Source organism: Janthinobacterium sp. YR213 (genome assembly GCF_900099875.1).
GTDB classification, from domain to species: domain Bacteria; phylum Pseudomonadota; class Gammaproteobacteria; order Burkholderiales; family Burkholderiaceae_D; genus Janthinobacterium; species Janthinobacterium lividum.
This window is the reverse complement of the sequence record NZ_FNDA01000005.1, coordinates 137,116-159,130: the sequence shown is the minus strand read 5'-3', so window position 1 is coordinate 159,130 and position 22,015 is coordinate 137,116. Positions and strand designations below refer to the sequence as shown.

Sequence of the window (22,015 nt, the reverse complement as noted above, 5' to 3'; positions counted from 1 at the left end):
ATGACGCCTCAAGCCTGCCGCCATGATGCCTGCCCCTCCCGTCCTGACCATTGCCGCGCGTGCCTTGCTGCTGTGCGCCCTGGCCATGCCGGCGTGCGCGCAGGATGGCGTGGATGGCGTCACGGCCGGCGTCACGCATGGCGACTTGTCCGCCGAGCTGGCGCAGGGCGGCCAGCACAGCGTGCGCGGCGCCTTGTCGCGCGAGCAGGGCGGCATGACGCTCGATGTGGCCATGGACGGACTGCGCAATGGCAATTACCGCGATGGCAGCGTGTTTCACCAGCGCGGCTTCAATGGCGGCGCGGAATGGAAGGTGCGGCAGGGCCGCTTCGGCTTCAGCGCCGACCAGCTGAACCAGGACACCAGCTATCCCGCGCCCGAGGCGCCGTTCCTGGCCATGCTGGCGGCCCGCCCGGAAGACCTGTACCGCTATGAAGTGCGGCGCGCCAGCGCCTTCGTGCAGCGCTATGTGGGCAGTTTCGAGCTGGGCGTGGAACTTTCGCAGCGGGAAAAGCGCGCCACTGCCCACTATGCGGGCGAGGAGGGCAGCAGCGAATCGAGATACAGCAGCCGCCGCCGGCAGCTGGCGCCGCGCCTGCGCCATTACGGCAAGGTGGGCGGCGTGGGCACGGATACGGAAGTGGGCCTGGACCTGATGCAGTGGCAGCGGCGCTCGGGTAGCGATGGCGATGGGCAGCGCCGCCAGTATTCGCGCGCGCTGCTGCTGCGCGAGGAGCTGGCCTTCGGCGGCCTGTATGCGCCGCGCCTGTTGCTGGGACTGCGGCATGAACAGTTCCAGCTCGATCCAGCCGACATGCCCGCCGGCGGCAGCGACTGGGAAAACCAGAATGCCTGGGACGTGCAGGGCAGCCTGCAATTGCGCCCGCAGCTGAGCGTGTACGCCAAGGCCGCGCGCAGCTACCGCATCGACGACGATGGCTATACCCGCGCCGGCTACCGCCCCCTGGCGGGACAGCTGCGGCGCGAAATGGAAGTGGGCGCCACCTTCGGCGACGCGGCACGCAGCGCTTCCGTGCGCGTGTTCAGCGAGCGCCTGAGCAACCAGATCGTTTTCGACCAGAGCCTGGGCCAGCTGGGCTTTGCGGGCAACCTCGACCCCTCGCGCCGCGACGGCATCGCCATCGAGGCCAGCATGGCGCTGGCGCGCGACTGGCGCCTCGACGGGCAACTGCGGCAAGTGCATGCGCGCTATGACGATTACGCCTATGACGGCCCGGATATCGCCCTCGTGCCGAAAACCCTGGCCAGCCTGCGCCTGTACTGGACGGGGCAGGCCGGCGCCAGTGCCGACATGGGCGTGCAATGGCTGCGCGCGCTGCGCTACGGTCCCGATTTCGCTAGCAGCTGCCTGGCGCAAGTGCCTGCGTTTGCCACCGTGGACGGGCGCTATGTGCGCAAGCTGGGCGCCTGGGAGCTGGAACTGGCCGGCAGCAACCTGGCCAACCGCCGCCATTACGGCGATGCGCCAGGCTGCCGCTCCAGCATTTATCTCAAGGATGCGCGCCAGCTGCGCGTGTCGGCGCGCTACCATTTTTGAGGCGCGGGCGCGGCGGGGCTTAAATGCGGCTTAAGCGGGCGCAAACCGGGGCGATAAAGACGGTTTTTTTCCGCCCGGGCTTCATCGCCCGGCGCAAAAAGTGGTAATCTCGCCCCGTTCACGACCATTTATGATGAAGGATTATTATGCGTTTTCTGCGTTTCTTGCGTCCCCTGCTTGCCGCCGTCACCCTGGTGGCGGCCACCGGCGGCGCCATGGCGGCCGATACCGGCTTTACCACGCTCCCGACGCCAGTGCGCACGGACACGGGCAAGAAGGTGGAAGTGGTCGAGTACTTCATGTATTCCTGCCCGCATTGCTACGCGCTCGATCCGCTGATGCACGACTGGGTCAAGAAGCAGGGCGACAAGATCGCCTTCCGCCGCATCCACCTGGCCTTCAATGGCCCGAAGGATCCGCAGGCGCACGCCTATGCCACCCTGGAAGCGATGGGCCAGCTGGACCAGTTCCACGACAAGATCTTCCGCGCCATCCACGTCGAGCGCAACCGCCTGAACCGCGATGACGCGATCCTCGACCTGCTGGTCAAAAATGGCATCGACAAGGCGAAATACCTGGACATGTTCAATTCCTTCGGCGTGCAGACCAAGCTGAAACGCAATGAACAGCTGATCACCGCCAGCAAGATCGACAGCGCGCCGACCATCGTCATCGATGGCCGCTTCGTGACGTCGCCGGCGCAGCTGTCGCGTCCGGGGCAGTCCGAGCCGCAGACCCAGACAGCGACCCTGCGCGTGATGGATGAACTGGTGGCGCGCGTGCTGAAAGAGCGCGCCCCGGCGCCAGCGAAGAAGTAAGCGGAGCGCATCATGAAACAGCTGCCCTGGACCTTGTGCGCACTGGCTCTTGCCCTCGTGGCGTGGCTGGCGATTGCCGTCGTCAGCGTGGAAAACCAGCGCAATGCGCTGGTCACCAAGGCGTGCGTGGACCCCGCGTTCAAGAACGAGGTCGACGCGAAATGCCTGGCGTCCGTGCAGTCGCGCGAGCACTGGTGGCAGCACTTGACTTACGCCATGACGCACTTCAGGAACTGAAAACGACTGCAGAAAAACCCGCCATGCGCGGGTTTTTTTTCGTCCGCGTATGATGGAACCACAACCATTCAGGAGGAACGATGAAGGAAGTGATCTTGATTACCGGTAGCAGCCGCGGCATCGGCGCGGCGACGGCACAGCTGGCGGCGCGCCAGGGCTATGCCGTGTGCGTCAACTATGTGCGCGATGCGCAGGCGGCCGACGCGCTGTGCGCGCGCATCGTCGCCGATGGGGGCGAAGCCATCGCCGTGCAGGCCGACGTCAGCGACGCGCAAGACGTGGAACGGCTGTTTGCGGAAGTCGATGCGCGCCTGGGGACGCTCACGGCGCTGGTCAACAATGTGGGCGTGCTGGAGCAGAAATGCCGGCTGGCCGATATCTCCGTGCAGCGCCTGGAACGCGTGCTGCGCACCAACGTGATCAGTTATTTCCTGTGTTGCCAGCAAGCCGTGCGGCGCATGTCGACGGCCAATGGCGGGCAGGGCGGGCGCATGGTGAACGTCTCGTCGGCAGCCGCGCGCCTCGGCTCCCCGGGCGAATACATCGATTACGCGGCCTCGAAAGGCGCCGTCGATACCTTGACCCTCGGCCTGGCGAAGGAAGTGGCGGCCGAGGGCATCCGCGTCAATGGCGTGCGCCCTGGCATCATCTATACGGATATCCACGCTTCCGGCGGCGAACCGGGACGGGTGGCGCGCCTGGCGTCCGGCGTGCCGATGCAGCGGGGCGGCCAGCCGGAAGAAATCGCCGACGCCATCCTGTACCTGCTGGGACCGGGCGCCAGCTATGTGACGGGCAGCATCCTCGACGTGGCGGGCGGTCGCTGATTTTTAACGAATTTTCAACTTCTGCAAGCAAGTGATTCAAGCGCGGGGCCAATTATCAAGCACGGCAAGCGAGTCCAGAATGGCGGGGTGCCATTGCAGCAGGCACACCGATCAACCCACCTGGATTCCTTATGCCCGCACCTGTTCTTGCCCCCGCCATCCTGGCCCTTTCTCTGCTGGCCGCTGCCGCGCCAGCCCATGCCGCCGTAAATCTGCCCATGCCGGCCCACCTGGCCGGCGCCGCTGCCACCGACAAGGTGGTGCTGGCGGCGCGCCGCTACGCCGCGTTCTGGCAGAGCGGCGATCCGGCCCTGGCGCGCCAGGCGCTGGCCGACGATTTTATTGACCGCACCTTGCCCGCCGGTCGTCCGCAGGGGCCGGCAGGCCCGCTGCAGGCATCGCAAGTGTTCCATGCGGCCGTGCCGGATTTGCAGGTGACCATCGAGGACATGCTGGTGGCGGGCGACCGTGTCACCTTGCGCCTGCATTTCACGGGCCGCTTCACGGGCGTCTTTCCCACGCCGCAGGGACCCTTGCAGGGACAGGGGCAAGCCATCGATTTCCATGCCTTCGATCTGTACCAGGTGAATGCGCAGGGCCGCATCAGCGACAACTGGCACCTGGAAGATAATCTGACCCTGCTGCGCCAGCTGGGCGTGCTGGCGCCCTGATGACGGCCCGCTAGCGTTGCGCCGGGAGGGCCGCGAACTGCTGCAGCAGGAATTCGATCAGCAGGGCCACGCGCGGCGGCTGGAAGCGGCTGCGCCGGTACAGCAGGTTCAGGGGGACGCTATCGGCAAAGTAATCGTCGAGCACCGTCTGCAGGCGTCCGGCGGACAGGTCGCCGCCGATGTCGAGCAGGGATTTGTAGGCATAGCCATGGCCGGCCACGGCCCAGCGGCGGATGATTTCGCCGTCGTTGCTGTGCCAGGCGCCTTGCGGGCGCAGGCTGTGGCGCTTGCCGTCCTCGCGGTAGCGCCACTCCTGCGGCGCGCCGTCGCCCGCCGTCAGCACGAGGGCCGGCAGCATCGCCAGGTCGCGCGGCGTGGCCGGCACGCCCACCCTGGCGGCCAGCGCGGGAGACACGCACACGACGCGCCGGCCAGGGTGCAGCAAACGCGCCACCATGTCGCTGTCGGGCAGTTCGCCGTAGCGGATGGCCAGGTCGATGTCGTCCTGCAGCAGCCTGGCCGTGGCGTCCGTCAAGGTCAGCGCATGGCGCACCTGCGGGTGCTGGGCGGCAAAGCGGTCGAGCATCGGCAGCAGCAGCTGGCGGCCGATGTCGGACGGCGCCGAGATGCGCACCACCCCGCGTACGCCGGCGCCGCCTGCGTGCAAGCCGTCTTCGGCCTGCGCCAGCAAGTCCAGCGCCTGCTCGCTGTAATGGCGGTAGTGCAAACCCTCTTCCGTCAGGCGCAGCTGGCGCGTGGTGCGCTCGAACAGGGTGACGCCCAGCGCCGTTTCCAGGCGCGCGATGGCGGCGCTGGCGGCGGCCGGCGACAGGCCGTGCTTGCGGCCCGCCGCGGAAAAACTGCCCAGCACCGCGGCGTCGAGGAACAGGGCGATTTCCGCCAGGCGCCCGGCGCCGCCGCTGCGGATCATGCCGGGTGCGCGGCCGCGGGCTTCGGCGCCGGCGCAGAATGGGGCGTGATCACCACGGTGCAGGTGGTGCCGGCCACCAGCAATTGCCCTTTCGGCTGCTCGTCGATGTGGATGCGCACGGGCACGCGCTGCGCCAGGCGCACCCAGTTGAAGGTGGGATTGACGTCGGCCAGCAGTTCGCGGCCCGTGGCGGCGTCGCGGTCGGTGATGCCGCGCGCGATGCTTTCGATGTGGCCGTGCAGGGTGCCGCCGCTCATCAGATTCATTTCCGCCTTGTCGTCCTGCGCCAGCATGCCCAGTTTGGTCTCTTCGAAATAGCCGACGACATAGTACGAGGCGCTGTCGATGACGGCCAGCTTGGCCGCGCCGACGGCGGCGAAATCGCCCTTGTGCACGTTCAGGTTCGTCACGTAGCCGCTGACGGGGGCGCGCACGGTGGTGCGTTCCAGGTTCAATTGCGCCAGCGCGCGCGCGGCCATGGCGGCCTGCACCTGCGACGAGGCCGAGCTGGCGGCAAACGCCGCGCTTTCGCGGCTTTCCGTCGAGATGATGCTGGCGTCAAGGCCTGCGCGGCGCTGGGCTTCCTTGCCGCGGCGTCCCTGTTCCGTCCTTTGCGCGGCCAGCACGGCGTCGGCTTGCGCCAGTGCGCTCGTGTAGCGTTCCTTGTCGACGACGAACAGCACGTCGCCCTTTTGCACCACCTGATTGTCGCGTACCAGCACGTCCGTGACGGTGCCGGCGACGTCGGCGCTGATGTTGACGATGTCGGCCTTGATGCGGCCGTCGCGCGTCCACGGCGACTCCATGTAGCGGTCCCAGACGGTCTTGCCTATCCACAGCGCGGCGGCCAGGAGCAGCAAGGTGATTGCATAGCGGGTCAGTTTGCTTACCATGACGGCAGCCTTTCCTTGATGGGGTTGAACAGTTTTTTTTATTTGTAAAGCGATAAAGCCAGCGCGCCAAAGATGGCGATGAAAATGCACAGCCGCGCCAGCGACGGGTGCCACACCATGCGGTACACGCCCAGCCAGCCCAGCAGGCGGTCGAGCAGGGTTTGCAGGCCGATGCTGAGGATGAACAGGGGCAGCAGGGTAGGAATCAGAATTCCGAACAGGGCGAATTCACGCGGCATGGTGGTCTCCGGCGCCAGGCGCCATATGGTCGAGTAATGAGGTGTAGATCGAATGCAGGTCGGCCAATGCCGTGTGCAGGCGCGCGCTACGTTCCGGTGCAATGCCAGCTTCGTTTTGCGCGGCGCGCACCACGGCGCCCGCCTGCAGGGTGGCTGCCAGCGCCGCCTGCAGTGCCGTGTCGCTGCGCGTGCGCAGCCAGGCGGCGATGTGGTCCACGCACTGCTGCAGCGCGTGGCGCGTGGCGCCTGGCCGGGCCGTCGCGATCAGTTCGCGCAATTCGATCACCGAGTGGCCGATTTCCAGCAAGGTCAAGGCCTGGCGCACGACGGCGCGCGCAGCCTCGCCCGGCGCCGGTCCGGCCGCCGCATTGAGCTGGCTGAGCAAGTCGCGCACGCGGTTGTCGAAACGGTGTTTCACGCGCCGCGCGGGCGCCGTGCACGCATGCAGCGCTTCGCGCCACAGGGCACGGCCGATGTGGTCCTTGTGGCCCATCGTGTGCTCGGGCAGCAGCACGGCAAACACGAGGGCCGCCAGCATCAGGCCCACGATCAGGGCCATGCCCGTGTTCAAAAATGCCGCGCCATCGACATGCATCAGATTCGTCGGCGCCATCTGCGTGATGAAGGTCGACACGCCCAGGCCCACGCCCAGCTTGGCGGGATTCGTCATCAGGTACAGGCCGACGGCCAGGAAGGGCGCAAAACTGAGCACCAGCATGGGGAAACCGTCGCCGTGCACCAGCACGAAGTACACGCACACGAGCGACAGCGGCATGGCGATGAGGAAGCCCGCCAGCACCTGGCGGATCATCATGATGGGGCGCGGCGAGGACGAGGCCAGCGCGCAGAACACGGCCGCCATCAGCATCGCCGTGCTGGCGTAGGGCCAGGCGAGGAAGTAGGCGCCCAGCGCCAGCAGGGCCAGGCTGATGGCCGCGCGCGCGCCGCTGGCGATCACCAGCGCGGGCGGCGTCTTCGGCGCATACGCTTGCGGCGTGCTGATTTCCAGGGGCGTGTCGTGGGCCAGGCTGAAATACACTTCGTGAAAGCGGCTCATGTCGCGCGCGAAGCGCTCCAGCAGTTCGCACACGGTGTCGAAATCGATGCGCTGCGCATGCGCGATGGTCGCGCCATCGATGTCCGAGCGGGCCTGCGCCAGGGCCGTCTGCAGATGCAGCTGCATGGTGTCGAGCGAGTCTTGCGAAGGCGTCGCCTGCAGCGCTTCGGCGACGATGGCGTACAGGGGCGCGCAGGCCTGCATGACTTGGGTTTCGCCATCGCGCTGCAGGCGGTCGAACAGGCGGTGAAAGGTGTAGAAAGTGGTCAGCGCCGTCATGAAGGTGGCGTTGAAGGCGTGCAGCTTGCGGTTTTGCGCGCGCACGTGGCTGACCTTGCTGGTGACTTCGAACAGGGCGGCCGAGCGGCCCAGTTCCAGCGCCGCGACGTCGGCGGCAAACTGCAAATGCGTCAGTTCCACCTGCGCTGGCGTGAGTTTTTGCTGCAGCACGTCCTGGCAAAAGGTGAGGAATTTGCCGTAGCGCGCCTGCACCGTGCGCATCACCTGCGTGCCCTGGTGGCGCGGCAGCAGTACGCTGGAGACGGCCGCCGAGCAGATGATGCCCAGGCTCACCTCGGCCACGCGCGTGACGGCCAGCGCGAACACCTGCATCGGTTGCTCGATGGCGGGCAAGACGATCATGCAGGCCGTGTAGCCAGCCAGCACGTACACATACGATTGCGCATTGCGGTGCAGAGCCGAGCCGCTCGTGCACAGGCCCACCCACAGGGCCAGGCCGGCGAACAGCAGCACGGGCTGCTGTGGGAACAGGCCGATCAGGGTCAGCGCGGCCGTGCAGCCGAGCAGGGTGCCGCACAGGCGGTAAAAGCTTTTTTCCAGCACCATGCCGCTGCTGGGCAGGGCCAGGATGATGGTGGTGGTCATCGCCGTGCTGGGCGAATCGAGGCCCAGGCGGTAGGCCAGCCACAGGGCGCAGAAGGACGCGATGAGGGTCTTGCCGACGTAGATCCAGCGTTCGCCTTCCGTTGCGCGCCAGTCCTGCAGCGCCAGCGCCAGCCAGTGGGCCGCCCGGGTCAGGGGGCCGTGTGTGAATTTGGTTGCTGTGGCTGGCGTCATCGATAGGCTATCAGTTCTGGTTGTTGAGATTGTTCAGGTTGCGCAACTGGCGCATGTACAGCTTGTCGAGCACTTGCAGCTCTTCGTCCGTGAACCCTTCATACAGGGCCGAGGTTTCCTGGTACACATCGGGCAGTGCCGTTTCGATCAGTGCGCGGCCCTTGTCGGTCAGCGAGATCATCACCGAGCGGCGGTCGCCGGGACGCGTGCCGCGGTGGATCAGGCCGCGCGTTTCCAGGTCGTTGCACACGCGCGTCAGGTTGGCCGGCTTTTCATGGCAGGCCATGCCCAGGGTGCAGGCGTTCGAGGTTTCGTCGTCCGTGCCGTACAGCACGGCCAGCACCATGTAGCTGGCATCGACCAGGTCATGCTTTTTCAGCGCCGCGTTGGTCAGGTCCTTCATGCCTTTTTGAATGTGGTACGTCATGCGCAACAGGCGCATCAGTTCCATGGGGAAGCCTGGCATGCGCGTGCGGATGTTTTGCAGCCGCTTGGAGGTGGCGTCAAAAGCGGTCATGTCATATTCCTTCATGTGTGAATAAAGTTCCGATTGTATCTTGTTGGGCTAGGGCAATGCCAGGATTGCAAGCTCAGATGCCGCCTCCCAGTGCATTCATCAAGGAAACGTACAGATCGAGCTCGCGTGCCCCATTCTGCGCCTGCTGCTGTTCTTCCGCCAGCAGCGCCACTTGCGTGTTGAGCATGTTGATGGCGTCGCTCATGCCCGCCTTGTAGGCCTTTTCCGCCAGGTCGCGCGCGCGCTGCGCCGTGGCCAGCGCCTGCACGGTCAGCTGGTGCTGTTTGGCCAGCGACTGGGCGCGGGTGACGGCATTGGCCACGTCCGACATGGCGTTGATGACGGTGGCGTTGTATTGCTCCACGGCGCCGTCGTACACGGCCGTCTGGCTGCCTAGCTGGGCGCGCAGGCGGGCGCCGGCGAAGATGGGCAGGCTCAGTGCGGGCGAGGCGCCGCGCACCTGCGAATTGGCGTCGAGAAAGTGGCTGAAGCCGAAGGCCTGGAAGCCGGCAAAGGCCACCAGGTTGACGTTCGGGTAGAACTCGGCCTTGGCGGCGTCGATGCGCTGCGCCGCCGCTTCGACTCTCCAGCGCTGGGCGGCGATGTCGGGACGGCGGCCGATCAGGTCGGCCGGCAGCGCTGCGGGAATGGCCAGCGGCTGGTCCAGGCGCAGCACGGGACGCGTGAGCGCCGCACCGGCTGCCGGGCCCTTGCCCGCCAGGGCCGCCAGCTGGTTGCGCAGCAGGGCCAGCGATTCGGCCGACTGTTCCAGCTGGCGGCGTCCCGCCGGCAAGGTGGTTTCGATCTGCGCCACGTCGATGTCCGTGCCGATGCCGGCGGCCTTGCGCTGGCGCGTGATGTCGAGGATGCGGGCGCGCTGCGCCAGGCTGCGTTCGATCACGTCCTGCAGCTGGAATTCATACGACAGCTGGATGTAGGTGCGCACCAGCGCCGTTTCCAGGGCCAGGCGCGCCATCTGCGATTCGGCCGACGCCATCTGCACGTCGCCCAGCGCGGCGGACAGGGCGGCGCGGTTGCGGCCCCACAGGTCCAGGTCGTACGAGGCCGTGACGGTGGCCTGGTTGCGCCAGGCGTAGTTGCCGGCCAGCGGCGCCGGGGTGCTGCCGTGCTGGGAATACAGTTCGCGGTTGATGGAGACATTCGCGTCCGCCTGCGGACGGGTCTTGTCCTCGGCCGCGCCGGCCAGCGCCTCGGCCTGGCGCACGCGCGCCTGGGCGCCGCGCAGGGTGGGACTGTCGGCCAGCGCCTGCTCCATCAGGCGGTTCAATTGGGGATCGTGCAAGTCTTGCCACCATTGCGTGCGCGGCCATTGGATGGCGGCGCTGGCGGCGGCATCCATGGCCTGGCTCGCTTGCAGCTTGTTGGCGTCGAGCATGGCCGATTGCGGCGCGATATGGCCCATGTCGGCGCAAGCGCTCAAGGCAAGGATCAGGCTGGCGGCAAACAAACGGCGGTGCAGGGACATGCAGGAACTCCGGAAGGTGGGGTTGGGGTGATGCTGACAGCTCGCCGCGGTGAGCGCCGGGAGTGGCCCGGGTGCTGCGCCGCAACTGAGGTGTGTTACTGACTGACTGAAACCGGCTGACTGGTTTCTTATTTCACGACGTGTTTTGCCGTTTGCGCGACATCAAAGTCCGCTTCCGTTTGCGGGATCAGGCCAGCCTTGCGGGCGGCGTAGAACTCGGCCATGACTTGTTCGCGCGTCACGTTGCTGGCGGCGGTGGCCGGCGTTTTCGGGTAGTCGACTTCGCTGGTGGCGATTTCGCCGGCGTTGCGGGCACGGATGTATTCGGCCGTGACGTCGGCGCGCGTCAGTTGCTGGCTGGCAGCGGCTGGGGCGGCGCTTTGGGCGAAGGCCGAGGTAGCGGTGGTAATGGCAAACAATGCTGCGATGAGTGATTTGGCTTGCATGATAAGACTCCAAAATGTGCATGATGGCTGGGTGGATGGGCCGGATCGCCACGTACCGGTCGGTTCGGCGGCAGGGCGCTGGTGGGTGCCCTGCCGCCGATGAAGCAGTTTCTGGATGAGAAGATGCTTACTTGAATTAACTATAGCAATGAATAGTACATTTGTGAAGTAATTTTTGAAAATAGTTGTGCGCCGCCGCATTTCCCCAGGGAAAATGCCGTGCAGGCGTGCGCCGCTGGCCAGGCCAGGGGAGTAAGCTGGTTTTTTTATCAACGGGAGCCAGCCATGAGCAGCAGTTCACTCGATCCGGACAATTTGCCCGTCACGCCCGACCGTATCCTGGGCAGCGGCCATGGCAAGGGCGCGCTTGGGCCCAGCGACAGTTCCGACAGCGGCAGCGACATGCAGGGCGTGCCGGGCCAGGACCCGGAAGCGCTCGAGAACGACAGCGATGCGGCCGGCACGGGCGAGCGGGCTGGCGTGGAGCCGCAGGATACGGCGCCCGATGGCGGCGATATCGACGTCGACCATGTGGAAAGCGTGGCGCCCGTGCGGCCGGCAGAGGAGGAGGGCGAGGGCGAACCCGGCGGTCCGCGGGGGGCTGCGCCGCGCCCCTGACGGCTGCTGGCGGCACGGTCGCCACGAATTACTGTCTCTCCTGCGCCATCAGCGTAAAATGTGGTCAAGGCGGCGTGCGCGCCGCCATGGCCAGCCGGCCGGCACAGGATAGGATGTCAGAGGATGCAAACGCAGATGTCGGAAGAGAAAGAAAAAGACTTGATGTCGATGTACCGCGAGACGCGGCCGCGCGAGTTTTTTGGCGAAAAAAGTAACACCAATCACCTGGCCTGGAGTTTGCTGGTGGTCTTGCTGGCGTTGGCGTTCTGGCTTGTCGTGGCCCTGGCGGCGGCGGAAAACCAGCGTTATGCCCTGGAAACGAAGGCTTGCCAGGATCACGTGTTCCCCACGGAAATCGACACGGCTTGCCTGAAGCAGGTCAAGTCGCGCGATCACTGGTGGCAGCACGTGGGCCACGCGCTGGTGCGCATGGGCGCCTGATCTTGGCGCGATCTGGCTGAACCTGGCGGCGGCGGGGGCCGCTGCGGTGATGGAGCGATAGTGCGGGAGGCGCCATGCCACGCGATCACTCGCGCGAGCAGCCGCAATGGCTGCTGGCGCGCCACAGTGCCTTGACGGCGCGCCAGCTGCTGCGCGCCTATGGCTTGCTATGCCTGTTCTCCCTCGTGATTGCCGCCGCCTTTGCGCTGCGCGGCCTCTGGTACATTCCCGTCTTTTCGTTCGCCGAGCTGGGCCTGGTGGCCATTGCACTGCTGCATTATCTGCGCCATGCGCGCGACTATGAACACATCGCCCTGCGCGACGGCGAGCTGATCATCGAACAGGTCAGCGCCGGGCACTGCCGGCGCCACCACTTTTCGCCGTGGCGCACGCGCATCGCCATGCCGCAAGGGCCGCGCCAGTTGATACGCATCCAGGATGTCGGCCAGGCTGGCGCGCATGTGGATGTGGGCGTGTTCGCCACGCCCGAACGGCGCCGGCAAGTGGCGCAGGAACTGCTGACCCTGCTGCCACCGCCAGCGTAATCGCCTTACACGGCCCGCGACGGGCCTTCCCACAGATTGATATGGCCTTCGCGCGCCTGCACGTCGATGGCGGCCAGCTCGTCGGCCGTGAATGACAATTGCTGCAGCGCTGCCACGTTTTCGCGGATTTGCGCGCTGCTGCTGGCGCCGATCAGGGTCGAGGTGACGCGGGGATCGCGCAGCACCCAGGCCAGCGCCATCTGCGCCAGGGTTTGCCCCCGCTGCGCGGCGATCTGGTTCAGCGCGCGCACGCGGGCCAGGTTTTCCGCGCTCAGGTGCTTTTGCAGCAGCGAACCGCCGCCGGGGCGGTTGACGCGCGCATCCTGCGGCACGCCATCGAGGTATTTGTCGCTGAGCAGGCCCTGCGCCAGCGCCGTGAACGTGATGCAGCCCATGCCTTGCTCTTGCAGGGTGTCGAGCAAGCCGTCTTCCTCGATCCAGCGGTTGAGCATGTTGTAGGCCGGCTGGTGGATCAGACACGGCACTTTCCACTCTTTCAGCAGGGCGGCCGCCTCGGCCGTCTTTTGCGGAGAATACGACGACAGGCCCACGTACAGCGCCTTGCCCTGCTGCACGGCCGTGGCCAGCGCGCCCATGGTTTCTTCCAGCGGCGTGTCGGCGTCGTAGCGGTGCGAGTAAAAGATGTCGACGTAGTCGAGGCCCAGGCGCTGCAAGCTCTGGTCCAGGCTGGCCAGCACATATTTGCGCGAACCGCCGCCCTGGCCGTACGGGCCCGGCCACATGTCCCAGCCTGCCTTGGTGGAAATGATCAGTTCATCGCGGTATGGTAAAAAATCGTCGCGCAGCAGCTTGCCGAAATTGCTTTCCGCGCTGCCATATGGTGGGCCATAGTTATTCGCCAGGTCGAAATGCGTGATGCCCAGGTCAAACGCCGTGCGCAGCATGTCGCGCTGGGAAGCGAGGCTGTTGCTGTCGCCAAAGTTGTGCCACAGTCCCAGCGACAGCAGCGGCAGTTTCAGCCCGCTGCGCCCGCAGGTGCGGTATTGCATGCTGTCGTAGCGGTTCTCGGCGGCGTGGTAGGTCATGGCATCTCCTGGTTGAATGAAGTGCTTATTTTCGCGCAAAATCAAAGTGTGCGTGCGTGCGCCTTGCGCGCGAAGGGACGCGCCTTACAATAAGCGTTGAGAAGTCTCGCAAGGAGCGGTCATGGAAATCGAATTGAAATTGTTGCTGGCGCAGGAAGATGTATTGCGTTTGCGCGCGCACCCCCTGCTGGCGCAGTCTGCGCAAGGCGAGCCGCAACTGCTGCAGATGCACGATATCTATGTCGATACGCCCGATTTGCAGCTGTGCCGCCAGCAGGCGGGCTTGCGCGTGCGGCACGTGGATGGACACTGGATGCAAACCCTGAAGGCGGGCGGCACTGTCAGCGGCGGCTTGCACAGCCGCCACGAGTGGGAAGGCGAAGTTCCCGGGCCGCAACCGGACCTTGCCGCGCTCGATGCGGCCATCGGCCGCAAGCAGCCGATCCGCGCGCTGCTGCGCCAGGACGCCATCCGCGACGCCTTGCAGCCCGTGTTTACCACGCGTATCGAGCGCACCGTATGGCTGCTGCGCACGCCGCAGGGCGACCAGATCGAATGCGTGCTGGACCAGGGTGTCATTGAAAGCGGTGCGGATGGGGCGGATGGCGCCGTCCGCAGCGTGCCCGTCAGCGAAATCGAACTGGAGTTGAAGCAGGGGCAGGCGGCCAGCCTGTTCGACGTGGCGCTGGCTCTGCTGCAGGACGTGCCGCTGCAGCTGGGCCACATGAGCAAGGCGGAACGCGGTTACCGGCTGGCGGCATCCTATCCCTTGCAAGCCGTCAAGGCGCAGCCCCTGGCGCTGGACGCGGCCATGTCCGTGGAGCAGGTATTCCTGGCTATCGCCGGCAATTGCCTGGAGCAAGTCAGCGGCAACCAGGATGGCGTGGCGGCGGGCGAGGACGTGGAAAGCGTGCACCAGATGCGCGTGGGCCTGCGCCGCTTGCGCTCGGCGCTGGGCATGTTCAAGTCCCTGCTGGCGCTGCCGGACGCCTTGAAGGGCGAACTCGGCTGGCTGGGCGGCGCGCTGGGCGAGGCGCGCGATTGGGATGTGTTGGCTGGCAATACCCTGGCGCAGCTCGATGGCGAGGCGGCCGCGGATGCGGCGGCGCTGGCGGAGGCGGCGCATGCGCAGGCGCGGCTCAAGCACGTGCAAGCGGCCCAGGCCGTCACCTCGGCGCGCTACACGGCCTGCATGCTGGGCTTGCAGCGCTGGCTGCAGGCGTGCGCCTGGCGCGACAATTGCTCCGCGCGCCAATTGCGGCGCCTGGACGCGCACGTCTCGCCGTTTGCCCGCGCGACCCTGCGCAAGGACCAGCGCCGCCTGATGAAACGCGGCAAGCGCCTGCTGCATGCCACGCCACAGCAGCGCCATCGGGTGCGCATCGCGGCCAAGAAGACGCGGTATGCGACGGAATTCTTTGCCTCGCTGTTTGCCGCGCGCACCGTGCAGCCGTATGTGGGGCGGCTGTCGCTGCTGCAGGATGAACTGGGTTGGCTCAACGATGTGCAGGTGGCGGACCGGCTGCTGCAGCAATTGCCCGAGGTTCAGACTGGCCAGGCTGACCAGTCGGCCCCGTCCGCCCGGGATGGCTTGCGGCTGCACGCGGCCTTCGTGCGCGGCTATCTGGCGGCGCGCGCGCAGGCGCAGGGCAGCGATGGCCGCATGCACAAGGCCTGGCGGCGCTTCAAGGCGGCCCGCTTGCCGGCCTGAGCCCGCTCTTGCCGCAGTATCAGGCCAGGCCAAGCCAGATCAGGCGCGGCTAGGCCAGCGGGCGCTGCAACCGGCGTTCGAGTATGGCCAGCGGCGATTTGTGCGGGGCGGCCATGGCGTGCACCGGCAGCAGCCAGGTTTGCTCCAGCGCATGCTGTCCCCGCAGGGCCGCGTGCGATACGGCGTCACTGAAGACGATCCACGTCTGGCCCGGCGCGAACGCATGGGTGTGCTGTTCCACCTGCGCCTGGTAGCCCAGGTCGGCCTTCATGGCGTCGTGCAGCTGCAGCATGTAGTGGTCGTAGGGCGTGCGCCGCGACTTGGTGATGCCCAGCCATTGCAGCAGGGCCGCCAGCACGGGTTGCGGACGCTTCGCAACGGGTAAAAAATGCTGCGCCACCTGCTCGAATGGCGCGCCCAGTTTCCACACGCGGGGTGCGTCGCGCGGATGGATGTTGGTGAAGACGCGCAGGATGCGCCGGCCCTGCGTGGGCGAGGAGGGAAAGCTGTCGACATGCAGGCGCGTATCGTCCTTGCGCCAGGAACTCGCCCGGCCGGCGATTTCCACGGGGCGAAAGCTGCCCTTGCCTTGCTGCAGATGGGAGGAATAGCCAGGCAGCAAGCCGCCCAGCAAGCGCTGCGTGTGCCGCGCGTAGCGCTGCATCAGCGCGGCCAGCAGGGCCGCATCGTAGGCACCGCCGTGGCCGCGCACGCCGCGCGCCGGTTCCCAACTGATATTCTTGGCGCTGCTGGCGTTACCCACCGCGCCGTTCAGCAGCGCATGCTCTTCCTGTCGCAGGGAGAAACCCAGGCGGGGCAACAGCAGCACTTGCCCATCTTCGAGTGCCTGCAGCGCCGCCGCCTGCTGCACGGCGCTGCCACTGGCGTCCCACTGGTTCAGGGAAATGTCGATGAGTTTGCTCATGGCACAAACGGGGAAGACATCGGAGCGGCCAGTATGGGCGCCTGTCGCCCGCTCCCGTTTGCGCTAGCGCAGGTTCAGCTCACAGTTTGCTGTTCTGGCAGCCGGCGCTCACGCATTCGCGCACGCGGTCTTGCAGGAATTGCGCGCGTTCGATGGTGGTGCGCGTGGCGCAATCGAGGTTCACATAGAAGCCCGAGCCATCCTTTTTCGAGCATCGCTCGTTGCGCTCGCTGATCCAGGAAAGCTGGCCCGATTTCAGCTTTTGCTTGCCGCCGGCATCGAGCTGGGAGCTAAGTTTCTTGTAGTTGGCGTTGAGTTCCTTGTCCGCTTCCTGGTACACCTTGTTGAGGCAATACAGGCCATCGAAGTCGTTGCGCGGCGTGTCGCAGGCCGAGTTGGCGAAGGCGGAGCCGGAGGCGCAGAGCAATAGGGCGAGCAGGCATTTTTTCATGGAGTGCTTTCAGAAAGTGGTGTGGCAGGATAGGCGAGCACGGCAGCGCTCTTGCGCATCGTATAACATTTTCCATCCGGGCCGCAGACGCTTGCGGGCGCGCCCGCAAGCGTGCCGTCAATAGGCCAGGCGGCCCGGCACGCTCACTTCGATCTGCGTGCCGGCGCCGGGCCGGCTGTCGATGCGCAGGCTGGCCCCGATGGCGGCGGCGCGCTCGCGCATGCCGACCAGGCCCCAGTGGCCGGGCCGCTGGCCCGCCTGCGCCACGGCGTCATCGAGGCCGCAGCCGTCGTCGCGCACGCGCAGGGTGAATGCCCGCTCCGCATAGTCGAGTTCCAGCACGATGTTTGCCGCCTCGGCGTAGCGCGAGGCGTTGAACAGCGCTTCGCGCGCGATGGCATAGATTTCGTCATGCACGCGCGGCTGCAGGCGCCGGCAGATGCCGCTGACATGCACCGTGAAGGCGTGCGCGCGGTGCTCGGCCAGGCCCTTGCCGAATTGCTGCAGCGCCAGCCGCAGTTCGTCGGGTTCGGCCGAGGCGCGCAAGTCCATGATCTGGTCGCGGCCTTCGATCAGAAGCTGGTCCGCCAGGTTGAGGGTGCCATCGAGGCGCGCCCGTTCGCGCGTGCCCTTGGGCAGCATGTCCGCATGCGCATGGAACGACAGGATCAAGCCTTGCACGCTTTGCAGCAGCGTGTCGTGCAGCGAACGGGCGATGCGCGAGCGCTCGGCCAGGCGCTCCTGCAAGCGTTCCTGCAACCGTTCCTGCATATTGCGCGTCAGGTGGCGGATGCGCAGCACGTAGCCGCCATACAGCAGCAGCGCGGCGCCCAGCGCCAGCAGCACCACGAACCACGGCGTTTGCACGAAGGTGGGCGCGATGACGATGTCGAGCCCTGTCCCCTGCGTGTTCCACACGCCGTCTTCGTTGGCGGCCGTGACGTCGAAGCGGTAGCTGCCGGGGGCAAGGTTGGTGTAGTAGGCCTCGCGGCGTCCCACCGCCTCCTGCCAGCCCGTGTCCACGCCTGCCAGCCGGTAGCGCAGGCGCACGCGTTCCGGCATCGACAGGCTCAGGGCCGTGAAGCCGATCTGCAGGGTCTTGCTGCCTTGCGGCAAGTGCTGCGGCTTGCCATCGTCCAGCGCGTAACGCACGCCATCGGCCAGCAAGCTGTGGATCTGCACGGGCGGCGCGAGGGCGTTGCGGCGGATGTGCCGCGGGTCGAGCATGGCGATGGTGGCCGAGGTGGAGAACCACAGCTTGCCATCGGGCGCATGGATCAGCGAAGGCACGGGGCGCAGTTGCGAGGCATGGCCCTGCAAGCCGTCAAGCGCGTCGAAGCGCTCCGAGGTAACAGCGCTGCCGTCCCGCATCCACGCGGCCAGGCTGGCGGCAGCGATATGGTCGATGCCGTCCGCGCCATGCAGCCACAGGTCGCCGTCCGGCAGGCGCACGATGCCCGATACGCCGCGAAACGCCGCCCCGTGCGCGCCGCGCAGCATCTGGAAGCGGCCGGCGCGGTACAGGGCCACGCCGTTTTCGCCGCCGGCCCACATCGCCTCGCCATCGCGGTACAGCTGCAGCACGGTGCCCACCTGCAAGCCCTCGGGCGCGCCGAGCCGCCTGACGGCGCCTGCGCGCTGGCCATCGGCCACCAGGCTGAGCGTATTGTCGGCATGGCCCAGCCAGACGGTGCCGGCGCTATCCATCGCCATGGCCGTGGTCAGCACCGCCGGCAGGCTGGACAGGCCGCCGTCGGCGATCCATTTTCCTTCGCTCAGGCGAAACAGGCCGCCGCCGGAAAACGAGGCCCACAGGGCGCCCGAGCGGTCCTGCTGCAGCGCCTGCGGATCGAGTCCCAGCACGGGCGGCACCACGCGCGTCATGGCGCCGTTGCGCGCGCGATGGTGCAGTTCTTGCTCGTTGCCCAGCCATAGCGTGCCGTCGGGCGCCCAGTGGCTGGCCGCCAGTGCCCCTTTCAGTATCACTTTCTTCACCCCGTCGGCGGTAAAGCTGCGCACGTCGCCGACGTAGTCGCCGATCCACACGTCGCCATCGGGTCCCGGCAGCATGCCGGGATGGTCGAAGGGCACGGCAACGGCCAGGGTCTTCAGGCGGTTCGGCCGCAGCCGGTCCAGGCCCGTCGAGGTACCGAACCACAGATTGCCTTCGCGGTCCTGGAACGACGTTTGCGGCAGCGGGCCGCTGATGCCGTTCTGGCGCGTCAGGCGCTGGGCCGGCAGGCTGGGGCCGGAAGGATCGAACTTGCGTTCAATGCCATCGGGCTGCATCAGCCACATGGTGCCGGCGCGGTCGAAGCGGATGCCGTTGCCCCTGGCGTCGGGCCCGATGGGCGCGTCGCCGCGCGGCGCGCTGGTGCGCACGCGATAGTAATTGCTTTGCGCGTCCACAGCCCAGATGGCGCCATCGGGCGCTTCATCCATGCTGGTGAGCATGGTGCGCGGCCAGGCATGGGAAAAGCGCGTCTCGCCCGGCCTGCGGAAAAAGACGCCGTGCATGGTGCCCATCCACTGCGTGCCATCGCGCCCGAACAGGATCTGGTACACGCGCTTGTCGGGCAGGCCCACGTTGGCGGCCTGCGCGACGAAACGGTCGGCGCCCGGCGCCAGGCGCGCCGCGCCATCGCGCGTGCCGACCCAGATGGCGCCGTCGGGCGCTGCCTCGACATGGAACACGGCGCCCGGCGGCAAGCCGTCCGCTTCCCCGTACGTGCGCGCGCCATCCTTGCGAAAGACGCTGACGCCGCCGAGGCGGTAGCCGACCCAGACGGCGCCGTCAGGTGGCGTGGCCAGGCCCAGCACATTGCTCGACGGCAGGCGGTGGCCGTACACGCTGTCGACGCGGTCGAAGCGCACGCCATCGTAGCGGTACAAACCGGTGGCCGTGGCGATCCACAGCCAGCCATCCTTGCCCTGGGCGAATTTCAGTACGTCGACGGGCGCGCCTTGCAGGGCGCCCCAGGCGTTGTGGGTGTAGTCGGACAGCAGGGGCGAGGGGGCGGCCGCGCACGCGTGCAGGTGGCACGCCAGCAGGGGCAAAATCAACAGGCGGCGCAGCAGGCGAGCGGACATCGGGGCAGGGCGGGGTGGGAAGATGCTGATTGTAGCGCAGCGCCTCGCCTTTCAGCAGGCAAAAAAAAGCCCGCGCGGGGCGGCGCAGGCTTTTTCTCCTTACGTTGACAGGAACTGCTTACGCGAAGTTCTTGGCAACGAAGTCCCAGTTGACCAGGCCCCAGAACGTTTCCACGTACTTGGCGCGCAGGTTGCGGTAGTCGATATAGTAGGCGTGTTCCCACACGTCACAGGTCAGCAGCGGCTTGTCGCCGGTGGTCAGCGGGCAGCCGGCGTTCGAGGTGTTGACGATGTCGACGGAGCCGTCGGCTTTTTGCACCAGCCAGGTCCAGCCCGAACCGAAGTTGCCCACGCACGACTTGGTGAATTCTTCCTTGAACTTGTCGAACGACGACCATTTGGCGTTGATCGCGTCAGCCACGGCACCCGCAGGCGCGCCGCCGCCGGCCGGCTTCATGCCGTTCCAGTAGAAGGTGTGGTTCCATACTTGCGCTGCATTGTTGAAGATGCCGCCCGACGATTTCTTGATGATCTCTTCCAGCGACAGGTTCTCGAACTCGGTACCCTTGATCAGGTTGTTCAAGTTGGTGACATACGCCTGGTGATGCTTGGCATAGTGGTATTCCAGGGTTTCTTTCGAAATATGCGGCGCCAGAGCGTCCATTTCATACGGCAGTGGTGGCAGAGTATGTTCCATGTGATGTCCCTTTGTGGTGAATGTTCGGAGTCTTCCAGCCTGCGGCCGGAGGGTTGAGCCAAGCTTGCTTGAAGCAGGCATTCTTGCTGAACGAGCCACTATTGTAAAGCGGATGCGCCATTGCTGCAGATTCCCGCATGCGTTGCGGATACTGGTAGCGTATTGATTCTCGTTCAGGAAAATAGTGGTATATGGTGAAGCGTCAGCACCTTGAGAAACCGTAGCGAGCAAGCCCGATATCGGGTTTGAGTAGCGCAGCTGTACAAAAAGTACAGCGAGCAACGCCGACCCGAGAGTGGGCTGCGCAGTAGGTTTATCATGGTGCAATCCTCAGCGGATGCGGCGAGTGGTTTCCCGCACGATCAGTTCCAGCGGCGGAATGGCTGCCTGCACGGCTTCGCCATTGATCAGGCCCAGCAGCGCTTCCGTGGCGATGCGGCCGATGTCGTACAGGGGCTGATGGATGGTGGTGAGCGGCGGCGTCGTGTAGGACGAGCCGGGCAAGTCATCGAAGCCGACGAGCGAGATATCGTCGGGCACGCGGATGCCCTTGCGGTACAGGCACAGGCGCACGCCGTAGGCGGACAGGTCGTTGGCGGCGAAGACGGCGCTGAACTGCTGCTGCGTATCGAACAAATGGTTCATGGCCAGCATCCCGCTTGCTTCGTGGAAATCGCCTTCCACCATCAGCTTCGGGTCGATGGCGATGTCCGCTTCGCGCAGTGCGCGCTGGTAGCCCGTCAGGCGCTCGGCCGCATCCGTGTTGTTGGCGGGGCCGGCCACGAAGGCGATGCGGCGGTGGCCCAGTTCCACCAGGTGGCGCACGGCCAGGTAGGCGCCGTATTCGTTGTCGAGCTTGAAGCCGATGGCGCTTTTCGTGGCCAGCAGGCGGCCCGTCGAGACGATGGGGCGCTGCTGCGAGAAATCGAGCACGCTCTCGTCCGAAATGCGTCCCGACAGCAAAATGATGCCGTCAACCTTTCTTGCCAGCAGCAGGCGGATGCGGTCCGCCTCTTCCTGCGCATTCCAGTGCCCGCTGACGATGACGGACGCATAGCCCGTGTCCTTCAAGCCATCGTCCACGCCGCGCAGGCTTTCGTCGAAGAAGGGGCTGGAAATATCCTGTACCACGATGCCGATGGTCATCGAGCGGCCTTTTTTCAACCCCTGCGCCATCTGGTTCGGCGCGAATTTCATGTGGGCGATCGCCGCCAGCACGGCGTCGCGCTTGTCGTCGGAGACCCTGGCCGTGCCATTCAGGATGCGCGAGACGGTGCTGGGCGACACGCCGGCCTGGCGTGCCACGTCGAGCAGGGTGGAAGGGGGAGCAGCGTGGGCGCTATCGTTCAAGGTGATTCCTGGGTATCAAGATGGCTGGTTCTCAGTGCTCTGAAAACCTTTTCATCGGAAGATTACCATAAATGGCCACGAGCAACCGCAGGTCGGTGCAGGTCGGTGCAGGTCGGCTTAGCCCGCAGGGCGTAAGCCGACACATCAAGGCCAAGCAATGCCTTGGAACCATGCCTTTGCCGCCAGCAATGCGTCGGATGACGCGCTCGCGCACCTCGGCGGCCCGCTAATCAGACCTCCATATGAAAACGTTTTCACAAAAAACAACGGCAGCGCAAATGACGATTTTTTGCGCTTTTTCATAGGAGAAAACGCGCCACGGCGTGCCGCTTGCCACGCTGCCTTCAATAAAAATGACAACTTTTTCGGTTGACTTGATTTTCT

General features: G+C 66.0%; 22 protein-coding genes. 9 read left to right on the top strand and 13 right to left on the bottom strand.

Annotated features, from left to right (window positions below):
• Positions 1-22: 22 nt before the first annotated feature.
• The 5 genes from BLT98_RS21715 (at position 23) to BLT98_RS21695 (ending at position 4,111) form a co-directional block, all read left to right on the top strand.
• A complete protein-coding gene (locus BLT98_RS21715) occupies positions 23-1,558 on the top strand; it encodes a TonB-dependent receptor domain-containing protein (RefSeq protein ID WP_092611400.1) in 1,536 nt (511 codons plus the stop codon).
• Between the two features lie 146 nt (positions 1,559-1,704).
• The gene (locus BLT98_RS21710) at positions 1,705-2,376 is read left to right on the top strand and encodes a thiol:disulfide interchange protein DsbA/DsbL (protein ID WP_034782052.1); all 672 of its coding nucleotides are present in this window, start codon (positions 1,705-1,707) and stop codon (positions 2,374-2,376) included.
• 12 nt (positions 2,377-2,388) lie between these two features.
• On the top strand, positions 2,389-2,613 hold the full coding sequence (locus BLT98_RS21705) for a hypothetical protein (RefSeq protein ID WP_034782054.1): 225 nt from the start codon (positions 2,389-2,391) through the stop codon (positions 2,611-2,613).
• Between the two features lie 80 nt (positions 2,614-2,693).
• Positions 2,694-3,440 (top strand): SDR family oxidoreductase, encoded by a 747-nt coding sequence (locus BLT98_RS21700; RefSeq protein ID WP_092611397.1) that lies wholly within the window; start codon positions 2,694-2,696, stop codon positions 3,438-3,440.
• Between the two features lie 131 nt (positions 3,441-3,571).
• Complete coding sequence (locus BLT98_RS21695) at positions 3,572-4,111, top strand: ester cyclase (protein ID WP_092611394.1); 540 nt, start codon at positions 3,572-3,574, stop codon at positions 4,109-4,111.
• A gap of 10 nt (positions 4,112-4,121) precedes the next feature.
• Here the strand turns inward: BLT98_RS21695 and BLT98_RS21690 are convergent, their stop codons facing one another.
• The 7 genes from BLT98_RS21690 to BLT98_RS21660 all read right to left on the bottom strand — a co-directional run bounded on the left by BLT98_RS21690 (position 4,122) and on the right by BLT98_RS21660 (position 10,757).
• Positions 4,122-5,042: a LysR family transcriptional regulator gene (locus BLT98_RS21690; RefSeq protein WP_092611391.1), complete on the bottom strand. Its 921-nt coding sequence runs from the start codon at positions 5,040-5,042 to the stop codon at positions 4,122-4,124.
• Complete coding sequence (locus tag BLT98_RS21685; RefSeq protein ID WP_092611388.1) at positions 5,039-5,935, bottom strand: efflux RND transporter periplasmic adaptor subunit; 897 nt, start codon at positions 5,933-5,935, stop codon at positions 5,039-5,041. The genes BLT98_RS21690 and BLT98_RS21685 overlap by 4 nt, the downstream gene beginning before the upstream one ends.
• A gap of 38 nt (positions 5,936-5,973) precedes the next feature.
• Positions 5,974-6,174: a DUF1656 domain-containing protein gene (locus tag BLT98_RS21680; RefSeq protein WP_092611384.1), complete on the bottom strand. Its 201-nt coding sequence runs from the start codon at positions 6,172-6,174 to the stop codon at positions 5,974-5,976.
• Positions 6,164-8,308, bottom strand: a complete 2,145-nt coding sequence (locus BLT98_RS21675) for an FUSC family protein (RefSeq protein ID WP_070282677.1) — start codon at positions 8,306-8,308, stop codon at positions 6,164-6,166. The genes BLT98_RS21680 and BLT98_RS21675 overlap by 11 nt, the downstream gene beginning before the upstream one ends.
• Positions 8,309-8,318: 10 nt before the next feature.
• A complete protein-coding gene (locus tag BLT98_RS21670) occupies positions 8,319-8,825 on the bottom strand; it encodes a MarR family winged helix-turn-helix transcriptional regulator (protein WP_034782299.1) in 507 nt (168 codons plus the stop codon).
• Between the two features lie 73 nt (positions 8,826-8,898).
• Complete coding sequence (locus BLT98_RS21665) at positions 8,899-10,311, bottom strand: efflux transporter outer membrane subunit (protein WP_092611381.1); 1,413 nt, start codon at positions 10,309-10,311, stop codon at positions 8,899-8,901.
• Between the two features lie 128 nt (positions 10,312-10,439).
• Positions 10,440-10,757 (bottom strand): DUF4148 domain-containing protein, encoded by a 318-nt coding sequence (locus BLT98_RS21660; RefSeq protein ID WP_034782066.1) that lies wholly within the window; start codon positions 10,755-10,757, stop codon positions 10,440-10,442.
• A 285-nt stretch (positions 10,758-11,042) separates the two neighbouring features.
• Here BLT98_RS21660 and BLT98_RS21655 point away from each other — a divergent pair, with 285 nt between their 5' ends.
• From BLT98_RS21655 to BLT98_RS21645, 3 genes are all read left to right on the top strand, one after another.
• Complete coding sequence (locus tag BLT98_RS21655) at positions 11,043-11,375, top strand: hypothetical protein (RefSeq protein ID WP_092611378.1); 333 nt, start codon at positions 11,043-11,045, stop codon at positions 11,373-11,375.
• 123 nt (positions 11,376-11,498) lie between these two features.
• On the top strand, positions 11,499-11,816 hold the full coding sequence (locus tag BLT98_RS21650) for a hypothetical protein (protein ID WP_092611375.1): 318 nt from the start codon (positions 11,499-11,501) through the stop codon (positions 11,814-11,816).
• A gap of 74 nt (positions 11,817-11,890) precedes the next feature.
• Positions 11,891-12,361 (top strand): DUF2244 domain-containing protein, encoded by a 471-nt coding sequence (locus BLT98_RS21645; protein ID WP_092611372.1) that lies wholly within the window; start codon positions 11,891-11,893, stop codon positions 12,359-12,361.
• 5 nt (positions 12,362-12,366) lie between these two features.
• On the opposite strand, the gene mgrA is transcribed toward BLT98_RS21645, so the two are convergent.
• On the bottom strand, positions 12,367-13,407 hold the full coding sequence (mgrA, locus tag BLT98_RS21640) for an L-glyceraldehyde 3-phosphate reductase (protein WP_034782068.1): 1,041 nt from the start codon (positions 13,405-13,407) through the stop codon (positions 12,367-12,369).
• Between the two features lie 121 nt (positions 13,408-13,528).
• Between mgrA and BLT98_RS21635 the strand changes: the two genes are divergently transcribed.
• Positions 13,529-15,118 carry a CYTH and CHAD domain-containing protein gene (locus BLT98_RS21635; protein ID WP_092611369.1) on the top strand — a complete coding sequence of 530 codons (1,590 nt, stop codon included), beginning with the start codon at positions 13,529-13,531 and terminating at the stop codon, positions 15,116-15,118.
• 49 nt (positions 15,119-15,167) lie between these two features.
• Here BLT98_RS21635 and BLT98_RS21630 read toward each other — a convergent pair whose 3' ends face one another.
• The 5 genes from BLT98_RS21630 to BLT98_RS21610 form a co-directional block, all read right to left on the bottom strand.
• Entirely contained in the window at positions 15,168-16,043 is an 876-nt protein-coding gene (locus BLT98_RS21630; RefSeq protein WP_092611366.1) for a Kdo hydroxylase KdoO, read from the bottom strand.
• Positions 16,044-16,122: 79 nt separating this feature from the next.
• Positions 16,123-16,494, bottom strand: coding sequence for a lysozyme inhibitor LprI family protein (locus BLT98_RS21625; protein WP_034782071.1), 372 nt, complete (start codon positions 16,492-16,494; stop codon positions 16,123-16,125).
• A 117-nt stretch (positions 16,495-16,611) separates the two neighbouring features.
• Positions 16,612-19,584 (bottom strand): sensor histidine kinase, encoded by a 2,973-nt coding sequence (locus BLT98_RS21620; protein ID WP_092611363.1) that lies wholly within the window; start codon positions 19,582-19,584, stop codon positions 16,612-16,614.
• A gap of 118 nt (positions 19,585-19,702) precedes the next feature.
• A complete protein-coding gene (locus tag BLT98_RS21615; RefSeq protein WP_034751750.1) occupies positions 19,703-20,281 on the bottom strand; it encodes a superoxide dismutase in 579 nt (192 codons plus the stop codon).
• 330 nt (positions 20,282-20,611) lie between these two features.
• Positions 20,612-21,631: a LacI family DNA-binding transcriptional regulator gene (locus BLT98_RS21610; RefSeq protein ID WP_034751748.1), complete on the bottom strand. Its 1,020-nt coding sequence runs from the start codon at positions 21,629-21,631 to the stop codon at positions 20,612-20,614.
• Positions 21,632-22,015: the final 384 nt, after the last annotated feature.